Source organism: Arthrobacter sp. CC3, from assembly GCF_039907775.1.
Lineage (GTDB): Bacteria > Actinomycetota > Actinomycetes > Actinomycetales > Micrococcaceae > Arthrobacter.
The window spans coordinates 1-13,667 of sequence record NZ_JARCCY010000023.1 but is presented as its reverse complement, the minus strand read 5'-3'; the positions used below and the strand labels follow the sequence as shown (position 1 = coordinate 13,667).

Below are 13,667 nucleotides of genomic sequence, written 5' to 3'. Positions count from 1 at the left end.
TGGAGAATCCCTGCCCGAACGCTGTCTTCATCGGCAGCGAAGGCCGGGTTTCGCGGGTTGAGCGGTCTAAGAAAATGCTTTCAAGGCGGGGGTTGTGCGCCTGGTCACATATAAAAGATACATCATTGTATGATTAATGCAATAGCTTTTTGGGAACCAAAAAAACCCGCGTCGAGCTGACGCGGGTTCCGGTGGCCTTCTGGCGCCTATTTCTTGAGGCTGATCAGCTTCCAGGGCAGGCGCGCGGGGCTGCCGGCGGGGGAGACGTCGAGGGAAAGATCGGCCCGCTTCAGGTCTTCTTCGAGAAGCAGCGTGCCTGTTGCGATGCGTGCGTTGTTGGACGCGATGACCCGGCCGTTGGGTCCGAGCAGGACCACCGCCGGGTCACGGAGCTGAAGCGCCCGGAGAAAGACTCCTTCGAGGTTCGCCAGAGTGAGGTCGCACCCAAGGATGTGGGTCCCTTGGGGGGTGGCGGCGGGGACGCAGAGGGTGATGATGCTGACGTTGATGCCGCCGAAATCGACGTAGGGACCCACTGCCAGCGGGTGGCCGGCGGCGGAGGGAAGCGTGAACCATTCCCGTCCGGTGTAGTCGTAGTAGTTCAGCGAGTCCGGGTTGAGGTCGTGGGTGACGAAGCGGGGCTCGCCCTTGGGCTGTGCCCGCCACCATTCCAGCCAATGCGGTGCCTCCGGGAGGCTGCCGGGGGCGTAGGCGATCCCGGCGCCGATGATGAGGTCCGAGTGCAGCTTGATGAAGTTCGCCAAGTCCTGCCGCAGGAACAGGTAGTCGCTCCGGCGGGGGACCCCGGACGCAGCTTGTGCCGCTGCGGTGACCGCGCCGGCGACTTCTTCGAGGTCCGCGAAGACTGCGCTGATGCTGGAGGAGACGGTGTCGACCGTCCGTTGGAGGGCCTCGCTTACGGTTTCCACGTCACACACTTCCTTCAGCCTGCATCGTCAGCCTGAGATGCTGCTCGATCAAATATTCCGTTCCGCTCCGGCTGTGATGCTCGGCCGCTGTGGCCGCTGCGTCGGCGTCCCGCTTTCGGATCGCCTCGACGATCGACGCATGCTGTTCGACGAGGTCACCCTCGTTGCCTGGTTGGCCGGGGTCTCCCCACCAAAGGGTCATTAGCTCGGCTTCAAGCTGCAGCGTCGCCGAGGTCAGCCTGCTGGATTGGGAAGCGATGCTGATGGCCACATGGAACCGGGCGTCCATGCGCCGCCGGGCCCGTTCATCGGCGGTGTCCCGGTGGCGCGTCACCAGCTCTTCCAGATGCTCAACATTTTGAGGGTCTGCGCGGCCGGCGGCCAGCCGGGCGGACATGGATGAGATGGCGGCCGCCAGGTCCCCGAGGTCTCGGAGGGCTTCAGTGCTGGTATCCCGGAGCTTGTGCTGCAGCTGTGTGTCCGTGAGTTCGATCTGGCGGCGGATGACGCTTCCGCCGCTGCGGCCGCGGCTGGTTTCGATGAGGCCCTTGGTCCGGAGGGCGGCAAGGGACTGGCGAAGGGTGATCGGCGAGATGCCCAGCTCTCCGGCAAGGACGGATTCCGTGGGTAGCCGGTCGCCTTCGGTCAGGATGCCCATCAGGATTGCGGTTTCAATCTGGTACGAGACCTGGTCGGCGCGGCCCAGCCCCTCGGGCTCGCTGCCCCGCAGCAGCAACAGAAGATCCAGTGAACGCGTGGACAGCGCCGTGCTCTGCATTCCCGGGGCCCTCCTGCCGGTCCATCCGAAGCGGGAGGCGGCCGCCGTCGGCCGTTCCCTATTACCTTCAATCCTTGCATATTTCCGGTTTTGGGTGAGGGAACGGCCCGCGGCGGGGTAACCGAAGTTCGTAGTATTAAATCGGTGCGGGCCGGAAACGGCGGAGAACAACCTGGATTAGTGCGCTGGCCGTGTTGGGCGCATGGCTCCCGGGAGTCATACCAATGGTTCAGGTGGCCCGTACTCAACGCAAAACGGACGACGGCGGGAGGTCCCGCCGTCGTCCGCCCGCCGCCGCCGTCGTCCGCCCGCCGCCGCCGTCGTCCGCCCGCTAAGCCGGGATGACTCCCGGCTCGGGCTGCAGCCCCCAGGTCATCTTCCGGATCGCCTCACTCTGGAGCCCGCTGAGCGCCGCGAGCTCGTAATCGTCCATGACGCCCAGCCTGCGCGCCGCGGCGAGGAGCTTCAGCCGGCGCCCCTCCAGGTCCGCCTTCGAGGCCTCGAGTGAGGCCAGCTCTGACTTCAACGAACCAATCGCCGCAAGCTGCTGGGCGGGCGGCAACCCTGACGGCGCCAGGTCGTCACTGGACAGGCCGATGGTCCGAACAGCCCAGCGGGACAGCCCTGCCGCCTTGGCGAGTGCGGTGATCTTCAACCCGTCGCACAGCGCCTGTGCGACGTGCTGGTTCAGTCGCATCGAGAGGGCGCGCATGCTGCTGGCATTGAACGAAATCCGCTGCCGGTCCTCGCGGAGGAGCTGACGGAGGCGTTCCGCCTGGACAGCAGTCCGGTCAGCCTTCCGCCGTCCCCGGTAACGGTAGAAGCCGCCGTCGGCCGCGGGTAAATCAACGGGGTGCAGAACGGCCAAATGGCACTCCTCAGGTCGGAAATCCCGCCAGGCGGGCCGGTGTACCTAAAACGCTAGACACAAGAATCCGCCCGCGGAAATACCAATCCTGCGTGGAGCCATAACCAAAAAATGTGGGCGCGGGCCATAAGGGACGCTTATCCGTCCACGCACTTTAGGTCTTATCCAGACGCGCCAGGATTCCCTAGGGTCGAAGGAAGCGAGTACCGCTCCCTCCTGAATCCGTAGGAAGAGACCATGCCTAAATTTGAACCTGCATCACGGGTGTCCCGCATCAAGTCATCCGCCAGCGTGGCCGCCGCGGCCCGCGTGCGAGAGCTGAAGGCGGAGGGGCGCCGGATCCTGGACCTGACGGTCGGGGAGCCGGACTTCGACACCCCGGAACACATCAAAGCGGCCGCCATTGAAGCAATCACCCGCGGGGAAACCAAGTACACGTCCGTCACCGGAACCCCCGCCCTGCAGCATGCGATCCTCCAGACCCTCGAGCTGCGCACCGGCATCCACTACACCCCCGCCGAGATCACCATCGGCGGCGGCGCCAAACAGGTGATCTTCACCGCCTTCATGGCCACCCTGGACGCCGGCGACGAAGTGGTGGTGCCCGCCCCGTACTGGGTCTCCTACCCGGACATGGTGCTCGCCAACGAGGGCACGCCGGTGATCGTTGCCTGCGGTGAGGAGGCGGGATTCAAGCTCACACCCGGGGCACTGGCCGGGGCCCTCACCGAGCGCACCAAATGGGTCATCCTGAACACGCCGTCGAACCCCACCGGCGCCGTCTACTCCCCGGCGGAACTGCGCGCGCTGGCCGAGGTCCTGGCCGGCTTCCCGAACGTCCAGATCCTGACGGACGAGATTTACGACCAGATCTACTTCGGCACAGGCAAGCTCTCCAGCCTGGTGGAGGTGGCCCCGGAACTGAAGGACCGCATCCTGGCGGTCAACGGCGTGTCCAAGGCCTACGCCATGACCGGCTGGCGCCTGGGCTACGCAGCAGGACCGGCCCCGCTGATCGCCGCGATCAACAAGCTTCAGTCGCAGATCTCCTCCTGCCCGTCCTCCGTCAGCCAGGCCGCCGCTGCCGCCGCCCTCACGGGCAGCCAGCGCTTCGTGCAGGAAAGCCTCGAGACCTACCGCGGCCGGCGCGATGCGGCAGTCGCGGCGCTCAACGCCGTCGACGGGCTGTCGTGCACGACGCCGGAAGGCGCCTTTTACGCCTACGTCAACTGTGCGGGAGTCATCGGGAAGACCACCACCGAGGGGCAGGTCATCGCCACCGACGAGGACTTCACCCTCTACCTCCTCGAGGCGGCTTCCGTCGCCGTCATCCAGGGATCGGCCTACGGGCTGGGACCCTACTTCCGCATCTCCTACGCCACCAGCCTCGACGTCATCGACGAGTCCATCGCGGCCATCGACAAGGCCGTCCGGGCCCTCAACTGATCCAAACCCACCGAAGGAAAACGCCGTGATCCACGTCAAAACCACCATCGAACGACCCGAAGCCGACGCGGTCAGCCGCCTCGCGAAGTTCTCGTCCGCCACGATCCACGAGGCACAGGGCCGCAAGGGCGCCCTCAGCTCCAGGATCAAGCCGATCGACCGCGCCATGTCCTTCTGCGGCCCGGCCGTCACCGTGCGCTGCGCCCCGCGGGACAACCTCATGCTGCAGGTGGCCATCCACTACGCCGAAGCCGGGGACGTCATCCTGGCCGCGGCAGGGGAGTACGAGGAAGCCGGAACCTTCGGCGACGTCCTCGGCAACGCCATGAAGGCGAAGGGCCTCGCCGGCCTGGTGACCGACTCGGGCGTCCGCGACACCCAGGACCTCATCGAACTGGGGCTGCCCGTCTTCTCCGGCAGCATCTCCATCAAGGGCACCGTGAAGGAAACCATCGGCCCCATCAACCACCCCGTGGTCTTCGGCGACGAGATCATCTACCCCGGCGACGTGCTCCGCGGTGACGCGGACGGCGTGGTGGTGGTCCGGAAGGACGAGATCGAGGAAGTCATCCGCCTCTCGCAGGAGCGCGACGACGCCGAGCGCGAACTCATCAGCCTCTACCAGGCCGGCGGAACCACCATCGAGCTGTGCAACCTCACCGACGTCCTGAAGTCCAAGGGACTGCTCGTCGAAGAGGCCTGACCGATCGCGCCAGCCGCGGCAGCACCGCCGTCGTACGGGAAAATCTCCCGTGCGGCGGCATTGGCGTGCGGGACGACGGCGCGAACAAGCAGCTAATGCCCCCAAATCACCGATTTGGGGGCATTAGCTGCCAGTTCGCGCTGTCCCTGTGGCGTTGGGAACCTACCGGGCCGGGTGGCGGGGCTGGGCAGCGGCCGTGCCCTCCAAATACCAGACCGTAGATCCGGCACTTCCTGCCGGCATGATGCTGCCTTCGAAGATGAAGACGGCATCCGTGGAGCGGTCCTCGGGGCGCCAAAAGCCGTTGGCCGGGCAGTGGAAACCTGTTCTGGCCGCGAGTCCCGGGCGTGTGTCGGACATTCTTCGTATAGTGCTGATCTTTTTCACGGCGGCCTCCCAATAAATTCATTACAAAAGTAACTGCCGCAATTCCTCGGCTTCCCTTTAATTCTAGATTCGGGAGCGCCCTGATACTAAGACTAATGATGAGTGGCCTAATAAGCGGATGCTATGGACGGATTACCGCGCGTATTTGTTGCTCAGCATTTCCTGGAGCATTTCCTTCAGGACCAGCAGGACCGCAGAGGCGGCTTCCGAGAGGGGGTCGTGATCAGGGGTGCACAGCGCGATTTTGCATTGCAGCGCCGGATCCACAATCCGCAGGACATGGAAGTCCTCCTCATGGAACAGGGCGTCCGCGGCCGACTTGGGCATGATGGTGGCGCCCAGGTCTGCGCGGAGGAGCCGGGCCAGGGACGGCACGGACTCCACCTCGCCCACCAACTGGAGCGTGAGCCCTTTGCTGGTGAATCCCGTTTCGACAACCTGCCGCAGGGTGTGGATCTTCTCGGGAAGGAATAGCCCGAAACGCGCCACGTCCTCCAGCGAAATTTCACCTTTTCCGGCTGCCACATCGGATCTGTTGGCGTTCACCACAAAATGCAGGTCCTCCACGATCAGCGTGGTGAACTGAACGCCGCGGATGGGGCCCGGCTCGTAAATGAGCGCCATGTCCAGCCGGCCGTTCTTGATGGCCTCGCTCAGGACGCCGCCGTAAATTTCCGTGACGTGCAGGATTATTTCCGGGTACCGGCGGCCCACTTCGCCGATGATCCGCGGCGTCAGGCTGGAGGCCATGCTGTACGGCGCGATCGCGATGGAGACGCGGCCGGACGGCGCGGCTCCGGACGCGGCAACGTCCTGGCGTGCCTGCTCCACCAGCCGCAGGATGGACTGGGCATGCCGGTACAGGGTGTGCCCCGCGGCGGTGGGCTTGACGCCCTGCTTGCTGCGGATCAGGAGCCGCTGCTTGAGGTCGGTTTCCAGTGCCGACACCTGCTGGCTCAGGGCAGGCTGCGCCACGTGCAGCGCCGCTGCGGCCTTGGTGATGCTGCCCGAATCCACAATCTGGACAAAGTACGCAAGCTTCCGCGTATCCATGGTGCCTTCTCTCTTCGCGGCGTCCAGACCCCGGGAAGGTCATAACCGGATGCCAATTCATTAATCGTACATTCTACCCGCAGGGTTGATATGCAATTTCACGATGACGTCAGATGCATTTCGCATGCTAATGGGATTTACCGGGGAAGCCGTTCCCTTTTACATTTCTGAAATATACGGTCCCTACCTTGAATGTATTCGCGAAAACGCGGTGACAAGGCGGAGCCTGATGATTGAAACGAGGTGGCACGAATGATGGCAGCACCCTACGGCGCACCCGTCATAACCAGCGCCTATCCCGTGACATGGATTACGTCTTTGTGTGAGCCAATTCGCAATGCCAGACTTTTTGACAGAAGCCCGGCAGTCCGGGCTGCCGGACCGCAAGCCCCGTACCGGGCAGGTTCCCGGAATTCACTTCACTACCGGAAGCTGAACTCTGCGCCCCGCTGCGCAGCTGTGCAGCCAACATCCCAGGAGGGCTCACATGGGACCCACAGTTGATCTCGTGGCAGATCTCGGAGAAGGCTTCGGCGCCTACTCGATGGGCGACGACGCGGCCTTGCTCGAGGTGGTCTCGAGCGCCAACATCGCCTGCGGATTCCACGCCGGAGACCCCGACATCATGAACGCCACTGTCGCCGAATGCGTGCGGCGCGGCGTCAGCATCGGGGCGCACCCGAGCTTCCCCGACCTCCGGGGCTTCGGCCGCCGGGCCATGGACCTCACCGCCGACGAAGTCCGCAACGACATCCTCTACCAGTTCGGCGCACTGAGCGCCTTCGCCGCGTACCACGGCTCCGGCGTCGCCCACATCGCACCGCACGGACGCCTCGGCAACCTGGTGGCCACCCGCGCCGACTATGCGGAAGCCGTGGCGGACGCCGCCGCCCGCATCAAGCCGGACCTGATCGTCCTGGCCCAGGACGGCGAACTTGCCGACGCCGCCGCGCTGCGGCAACTCCCGGTCGCCATCGTCGGCATCGCCGACCGCGCCTACGAGGCAGACGGCACGCTGGTGCCGCGAAGCCGCCCCGGCGCCGTCATCCACGATCCGTCGGCTATTGTGGACCGCACCATCCGGATGGTCTGCGAAGGGCTCATCGAAACGGTGGCCGGGACCGACCTGCGGATCGTCGCCGACACCGTCCTCCTGCACGGTGACACTCCCGGCGCCGTCCAGCTGGCCCGCACAGTCCGCGCCGAACTGGAACGCGCCGGCGTGACCATCGCCCCCGTTGCGCAGGTCCTGGCCGCCAAAGTGAAGGCAGCCTGACATGCCCGCCACCGCAACGCCGACCCCGGTGGAAGTCTTCGAGTCCGGGGACGCCGCACTGCGCGTCGTCGCGTCGTCACCGGACCGCGAGGCCAACTGGAGCACCGTCCATGCCCTCGCCGGATGGCTGGAGGCTGCAGGGGCCGAGGGCGTCCACGGCGCCGTGCCCACCTATGACTCCCTGCTCGTGGAATTCGATCCCGGGGTCACCTCCGCGCGCCAGGTCCGTGCCTTTGTCCTGCTGGGAATGCGCCAGCTCGACTTCATCGGTGCCCCGGCCCGGGCTCCGCGGGAGTTCAGCGTCCCCGTGGTGTACGGCGGTGAATACGGTCCGGACCTGGAACGCGTGGCAGAGCACGAGCAGCTGCCGGTCGAGGAGATCATCGCACTGCACACTGCAAAGTCCTACGTGATCCGCTGCCTTGGCGCCCCTGCCGGCTCGCCCATGATGGACGGCCCCGATTTTCCGCTCCCCGTGCCGCGGCTGAAGGACCCCCGCCTGTCCGTCCCGGCAGGTGCCGTGGCCGTCGCGGGCCGGCAGGCAGTCATCGCCCCGGCCATGGCCCCCGGCGGATGGTGCGTCATCGGCCAGACGCCGCTGGCAGTCCTGGACGTCACCAGCGAACCGCTGGTTCCCTATGTTCCCGGCGATCTGCTGAGGTTCCACCAGATCCGGGCCGAAGAATTCGCCACCTACGCCGGCCGGAAACTGGAGGCGGCACGATGAGCGGCTCCCTGGTCATCCAGCAGTCCGGCAACTCCGTGGTCACCGACCTCGGCCGTTTCCGCGGACCCCGGTTCGGGCTGCCCGTCAACGGTGCACTGGACCAGTTCTCCGCACGCGCGGCCAACATCCTCACCGGTAATGCGGACAGCGCGCCCCTGCTGGAGATTACCGCGCTGGATTTCCGGATGCGGGCCAGCACCGACATCCTTGTCGCCGTCACGGGAGCACCCCTGCGGCTCACGGTGGACGGGCGCGAATGCCAGCAATGGGAACCGATCTCCGTGCGGGCAGGGGAAACCGTGGCGCTGCGCCAGATCACCGGCGGACTCCGCGCCTACCTTGCCGTCCACGGCTCGGTGGAGGCACCCGTCCTCCTGGGAAGCTGCGCCCCGGACACCGTCATCGGTTTCGGTCTTCGACTGACCGACGGCACCGAACTCAAGACCTCGCGAAGCGTCCCGCCGATCCGGCAACCGTACTTCGACCTCCCGCTGTTCCGGCTGGGACTGACCCGGCCCGAATTCAGCAGCCATGCGGTGGTGGAGGTCACGGACGGGCCCGACGTGGACGAATTCGGCGACACCGCGGACCTGCTCTACAGCACCGAATACACCGTCAGCGCCCGGAGCAACCACATCGGACTGCGCCTAGGCGGGGACCTCCCCGAACGCCAGTCGGGCGCCGAAGTGCTGTCCCGCGGCGTCCCGGTCGGAGCGATCGAGGTGCCGTCCCGGGATGAACTCCTGGTGCTGCACCGGGGCCGCGGCGTTACCGCAGGCTATCCGGTCCTCGCAGTGGTCACCACCCGCTCGCTGGATGTGCTGGCCCAGGCCAGGCCGGGCCACACCATAACTTTCCGCAGGACCACCGTCCCCGACGCCACGGCGAAGCACAGGGCGGCCCTGCGGGAGCTGGAAAACCTCCGTTCCACCGTCAGCACAGTCTTTGCCCTCCTCGGCATCGGCAGCCGGCCGGGCTGGCAACAGTTCGCCCCGGCGGCCGGAACCTAACACCCCTCGCGTCAGATCCAAAGCCTTGTTACCATCCCCCTTAGTAAGGAAAGCCATGTCAACTTCTACGCACGCGGCCCAGCCGCAAGAGCGGCTCAGCAGCAGGCAGACCCGCAAAGTTGTTACGGCCGGCTGCGTCGGCATTTTCGTGGAGCTCTACGACAACGGCATCTTCGCCTTCATGGCGGGAACGCTTGCCCTCGTCTTCCTGGCGCCAGGCAACCCGGACAACGCCCTGCTGTTTGTCTTCGCCGGCTACGCCGTGTCCTTCTTCGTGCGCCCCCTCGGCGCCGTGGTCTGCGGGTTCCTGGGGGACCGCATCGGGCGCCAGAAGCTACTGGTCTTCGTCATTCTGCTGATCAGCGTTGCCACGGCGGGCATCGGCCTGCTGCCGGCCTACTCGGCCATCGGCATTGCCGCCCCGATCCTCCTGGTGCTGCTCCGCATGCTGCAGGGTTTCTCCGTTGGCGGTGAAGCCGCCGGCGCCATGACCTTCCTCGCCGAGCACGCACCGGAAGGCAAGCGCGGCATCATCACCTCCTACGCCCAGATCGCCTCCTTCGCAGCCCTGCTCACCGGCACGCTCGTGGCCTACTCCATGTCACCCTGGCTGACCCAGGCAGCCATCGACGGCGGCGGCTTCGGTGCCTTCGCCTGGCGCATCCCGTTCCTGGTTGCCATCCCCATGGGCGTCATCGGCTGGTACATCCGCAAGGCCATCAGCGACACCCCGAACTTTGAGAAGCTCAAGGAAGAAGGCGGGCTGTCCCAGAACCCGCTGAAGGAAGCCTTCGCCTCCGCCGAACACCGCCGCGCCATGCTCCTGGCCCTGTTCATCCCGCTGATGAACGGCTCCGGCTACTACGTCCTCTTCTCCTACATGCCCACCTTCCTGAAGGGCAAGCAGCTCAACTTCACCATCGGCGAAGCACTCCTCGTCACCGCCTGCAGCCTGGTGGTCATCTGCATCGCCATCCCGTTCATGGGCGCCCTCTCCGACCGCGTGGGACGCAAGAAGGTCATCGCCGGCTCCGCGATCGCCATGGCAGTCCTCGGCATCCCCTCCTACGCCCTGATCGCCACCGGAGAAATGGCGCTGGCCATCCTGGGCGCCTGCATCATGGCCGTCGTCTTCGCCGGCCACACCGCAGTGATCCACATCCTCATCGTTGAACTGTTCCCCACCCGCGTCCGGTACTCCGCCTACGGACTGGGCTACAACATCTCCTCGGCACTCTTCGGCGGCACCGCACCGCTGCTGATGACCTGGCTCATTTCCTCCACCGGCAACATCTACATGCCCGCTTTCTACGCCGTGATCACGGCACTGGGCACCCTCGCCGCCGTCAGCACTGTCAAGGACCGGGCGCACCTGCCCCTCCGCGACGCCTAAACCCCACCCATCCGAACAGCAGTGCACTGCCCCCGCCGGCAGTGCACTGCACCAATTGCGGGGCATCAACTGCGCTGCACCCACAGGAGACTTCCATGCCTTTCTCAGACTATTCAACTGCCCTCGTCACCGGCGCATCCACCGGCATGGGCGCCGCGATCGCAGAACGCCTGGCCAAGCGGGGACTCACCGTCCACGCCCTCGCCCGCAACGAGGAGCGCCTGACCGAACTGGCGGACAAGACCGGTGCGATTCCCCATGTGGTGGACCTGACCGACACGGCGGCGCTGGCTGCCGCCGTCGGAAATCTTAAAGTGGATGTCCTGGTGAACTGCGCCGGGGTGTCCCGGCCGGGGAACATCCTGGACTCCAGCGAGAGCGACATCGACGAACTCGTGGACGTCAACCTGCGCGGCCTGCTGCAGCTGACCCGGCTGGTGCTGCCGGGCATGGTGGAGCGGGACCGCGGCCACGTCATCAACATCAGCTCCATCGCCGGGGTGTACAACTTCTACGGCCACACGGTCTACCACGCCACCAAAGCGGCAGTGCACCAGGTCTCCCGGCAGCTGCGCAACGACACGGTGGGCAAGCGCATCCGCGTCACCGAAATCTGCCCCGGACGCGTCGAAACGGAGATCTTCGGCCGCAACATGGGCGGCACTCCCGAAGCCATGGAAGAGGCGTGGAAGACGTATTACGAAGGGTACGAATCGCTGACCACGGACGACATCGTCAACGCGATGGACTACGCGATCGAAACACCACGCCACGTTAATGTCGGCATGCTCGAACTCATGCCAACCTTCCAGGTCCCCGGCGGCCTCACCTTCGACCGCCGCTAACGGCCCCCGCCCCAACCCGCCACCGATTGAAACAGGTTTTCCCGATGCAAACAGTCCGCACCGTCAGCTTCCCCGACCAGCAGCTCCTGGACGACCTCTCGCCCCTTCCCGAAGGGCTGAGGGGAGTGGTGTGGGACTTGAAGGCAGATCCCGACGGCGGGACGCTCAGTGAGATCGACGGCGTCATCCTTCCGTACATCGACGCTTCCGCCGTGCTGGGGTCCCTTGCCGGCGTGCCCAACTTCAAGTACGTCCAGACGCAGTCCACCGGATACGACGGCGTGATCGAGGCCGCCGGTCCGGCGGCCGGCGTGGCCAGCGCCTCCGGCGTCCACGCCGCCGCCACCGCCGAACTGGCCGTGGGGCTGATCCTGGCGAAGCTGCGCGGCATCGACCAGGCCGTCCGCGATTCGCAGTACGGGATGTGGCGGCCGGAACGGCGCCAGTCGCTGGCGGACCGGCGGGTTCTGCTGGTGGGTGTCGGGGGGATCGGGCATGAAATTGCCCTGCGCCTGGCGCCGTTCGAGGTCGCCGTCACGCGGGTGGGAAGCTCTGCGCGCACGGATGAGCACGGCGAGGTTCACGGGTCTTCCGAACTGACCGCGCTCGCCGCGTCGCACGACATCCTGGTTTCCGTGCTGCCCCTGAACCAGCAGACCCACCAGCTGATCGGCGAAGAAGTCCTCGCCGCCCTCCCGGACGGTGCCCTGGTGGTCAATGTGGGCCGCGGTTCCGTGGTGGACACGGCTGCCCTGACCAAGGAAGTCCTGTCCGGGCGCCTGCAGTGCGCGCTCGACGTCGTTGATCCCGAACCGCTGCCCCAGGACCACCCGCTGTGGTCCACGCCGAACGCGCTGATCACGCCCCACATCGGCGGCAACGCGTCGGCGTTCCAGCCCCGGATCCTGAAGCTCCTGAGGCAGCAGCTCGAAGCCCTGGCCGCCGGGCAGGCTCCGGCCAACCTGGTGCAGAGAGGCCGCTTCTAGCCACAAGCGCCCACCCACCAAGCGCGAACGGACACTTGGCGCCCCTCCTCGAAGGGCCGCAAGTGTACGTTCGCGCCACCAACGACCTACTACCAGCGCGATACCGCGCAGACCGCGGCGAAGGAGCTGCTCTTTCCATGAATTCACTTTTTGATCTGACGGGGCGTGTTGCCCTGGTGACCGGTTCGAGCCGGGGGATCGGTAATGCGCTGGCCCGGGCATTGGCGGATGCGGGGGCGACGGTGGTGTTGAACGGCATCAATGCTGAGCGGTTGAAGGCGGCGGAGGCTGCGATGGCGGCCGGGTATCCACCGGGGCGGGTGCACAGCTGCGCGTTCGATGTCACGTCCGATGCCGAGGCGGCGCGGGGTGTGGCGTGGGTGGAGGAGAACGTGGGTCCGTTGGAGATCCTGGTGAATAATGCCGGGATCCAGCACCGGGTGCCGATGCTGGAGCTGGATGTGGCGGATTGGGAGCGGGTGATCTCCACGGACCTGACGAGCGCGTTTTTGGTGGGGCGTGAGGCGGCGCGGCATATGATTCCGCGCGGGCGGGGGAAGATCATTAACATCTGTTCGGTGCAGACCGACCTTGCCCGGCCCACGATCGCCCCGTATATCGCGGCGAAGGGCGGGTTGCGGAACCTGACCCGGGCGATGACCGCGGAGTGGGCGGCCTCGGGCCTGCAGATCAACGGGATCGCGCCGGGCTACATCCATACCGAGATGACGCAGAACCTCGTGGACGATGAGCAGTTCAACGCCTGGATCCTGGGCCGGACTCCGGCGCACCGGTGGGGGACCGTGCAGGACCTGGCCGGTCCGGCGGTGTGGCTGGCCTCCAGCGGCTCGGACTTCGTGAACGGGCAGACCATTTTCATTGACGGCGGAATGACGGTGGTGGTCTGATGGGCGGTGTTTACCAGCTTCCTGCCAGCGGCCCGGCCGTGGTGGCGCATGCGGCCGGTGACCTCCGGATCGAGGACGTGCGTCTTGGCACGCCTGCTCCGGAGGAGGCCGTCATCGAAGTGGCTTACGGCGGTATCTGCGGTTCGGACCTGCATTACTGGCTGCACGGCGCGGCCGGGGAATCGATCCTGAAGGCGCCGCTGGTGCTGGGGCACGAAATTGTCGGCACCGTGCTGCAGGGTGCGGCGGACGGCACCGGACCGGCCGCGGGGACCCCGGTTGCTGTCCATCCGGCCACGCCCGGCCCGGGCGCGGCCCGGTACCCGGCGGACCGGCCCAACCTCTCACCGGGGTGCAC

At 66.1% G+C, this 13,667-nt stretch carries 15 protein-coding genes; 10 read left to right on the top strand and 5 right to left on the bottom strand.

The annotated features are described in order from the left end of the window. Nucleotides 1–206: 206 nt before the first annotated feature. The 3 genes from PV761_RS14565 to PV761_RS14555 form a co-directional block, all read right to left on the bottom strand. On the bottom strand, nt 207–929 hold the full coding sequence (locus PV761_RS14565) for a hypothetical protein (protein ID WP_028269801.1): 723 nt from the start codon (nt 927–929) through the stop codon (nt 207–209). Nucleotide 930: 1 nt separating this feature from the next. Next, the gene (locus PV761_RS14560; RefSeq protein ID WP_347897764.1) at nt 931–1,707 is read right to left on the bottom strand and encodes an FCD domain-containing protein; all 777 of its coding nucleotides are present in this window, start codon (nt 1,705–1,707) and stop codon (nt 931–933) included. Nucleotides 1,708–2,038: 331 nt separating this feature from the next. Continuing rightward, nucleotides 2,039–2,575, bottom strand: a complete 537-nt coding sequence (locus PV761_RS14555) for a hypothetical protein (protein WP_347897762.1) — start codon at nt 2,573–2,575, stop codon at nt 2,039–2,041. 237 nt (nt 2,576–2,812) lie between these two features. Between PV761_RS14555 and PV761_RS14550 the strand changes: the two genes are divergently transcribed. After that, nucleotides 2,813–4,021: an aspartate transaminase gene (locus PV761_RS14550; RefSeq protein ID WP_347897760.1), complete on the top strand. Its 1,209-nt coding sequence runs from the start codon at nt 2,813–2,815 to the stop codon at nt 4,019–4,021. A 25-nt stretch (nt 4,022–4,046) separates the two neighbouring features. Further along, nucleotides 4,047–4,724, top strand: a complete 678-nt coding sequence (locus PV761_RS14545) for a 4-carboxy-4-hydroxy-2-oxoadipate aldolase/oxaloacetate decarboxylase (protein WP_028269805.1) — start codon at nt 4,047–4,049, stop codon at nt 4,722–4,724. 162 nt (nt 4,725–4,886) lie between these two features. Here PV761_RS14545 and PV761_RS14540 read toward each other — a convergent pair whose 3' ends face one another. Both PV761_RS14540 and nac read right to left on the bottom strand, forming a co-directional pair. Next, a complete protein-coding gene (locus tag PV761_RS14540; RefSeq protein WP_197024900.1) occupies nt 4,887–5,084 on the bottom strand; it encodes a hypothetical protein in 198 nt (65 codons plus the stop codon). A gap of 159 nt (nt 5,085–5,243) precedes the next feature. Then, nucleotides 5,244–6,164, bottom strand: a complete 921-nt coding sequence (gene nac, locus PV761_RS14535) for a nitrogen assimilation transcriptional regulator NAC (RefSeq protein WP_028269807.1) — start codon at nt 6,162–6,164, stop codon at nt 5,244–5,246. Nucleotides 6,165–6,651: 487 nt separating this feature from the next. Between nac and PV761_RS14530 the strand changes: the two genes are divergently transcribed. From PV761_RS14530 to PV761_RS14495, 8 genes are all read left to right on the top strand, one after another. After that, nucleotides 6,652–7,440 (top strand): 5-oxoprolinase subunit PxpA, encoded by a 789-nt coding sequence (locus PV761_RS14530; protein WP_347897757.1) that lies wholly within the window; start codon nt 6,652–6,654, stop codon nt 7,438–7,440. A 1-nt stretch (nt 7,441) separates the two neighbouring features. Beyond that, a complete protein-coding gene (locus PV761_RS14525) occupies nt 7,442–8,167 on the top strand; it encodes a carboxyltransferase domain-containing protein (protein ID WP_347897755.1) in 726 nt (241 codons plus the stop codon). After that, the gene (locus PV761_RS14520; protein WP_347897753.1) at nt 8,164–9,177 is read left to right on the top strand and encodes a biotin-dependent carboxyltransferase family protein; all 1,014 of its coding nucleotides are present in this window, start codon (nt 8,164–8,166) and stop codon (nt 9,175–9,177) included. Before PV761_RS14525 ends, PV761_RS14520 begins: the two co-directional genes overlap by 4 nt. Before the next feature lie 55 nt (nt 9,178–9,232). Continuing rightward, complete coding sequence (locus tag PV761_RS14515) at nt 9,233–10,570, top strand: MFS transporter (protein ID WP_347897751.1); 1,338 nt, start codon at nt 9,233–9,235, stop codon at nt 10,568–10,570. A 95-nt stretch (nt 10,571–10,665) separates the two neighbouring features. Next, nucleotides 10,666–11,415, top strand: coding sequence for an SDR family oxidoreductase (locus PV761_RS14510; protein ID WP_028269812.1), 750 nt, complete (start codon nt 10,666–10,668; stop codon nt 11,413–11,415). A 44-nt stretch (nt 11,416–11,459) separates the two neighbouring features. Continuing rightward, nucleotides 11,460–12,401: a 2-hydroxyacid dehydrogenase gene (locus PV761_RS14505; protein ID WP_347897748.1), complete on the top strand. Its 942-nt coding sequence runs from the start codon at nt 11,460–11,462 to the stop codon at nt 12,399–12,401. Between the two features lie 137 nt (nt 12,402–12,538). Then, nucleotides 12,539–13,309 carry an SDR family oxidoreductase gene (locus PV761_RS14500; RefSeq protein ID WP_347897746.1) on the top strand — a complete coding sequence of 257 codons (771 nt, stop codon included), beginning with the start codon at nt 12,539–12,541 and terminating at the stop codon, nt 13,307–13,309. Continuing rightward, on the top strand, nt 13,309–13,667 hold a 359-nt coding region (locus PV761_RS14495), incomplete at its 3' end, for an alcohol dehydrogenase catalytic domain-containing protein (protein ID WP_347897744.1). The genes PV761_RS14500 and PV761_RS14495, both read left to right, overlap by 1 nt.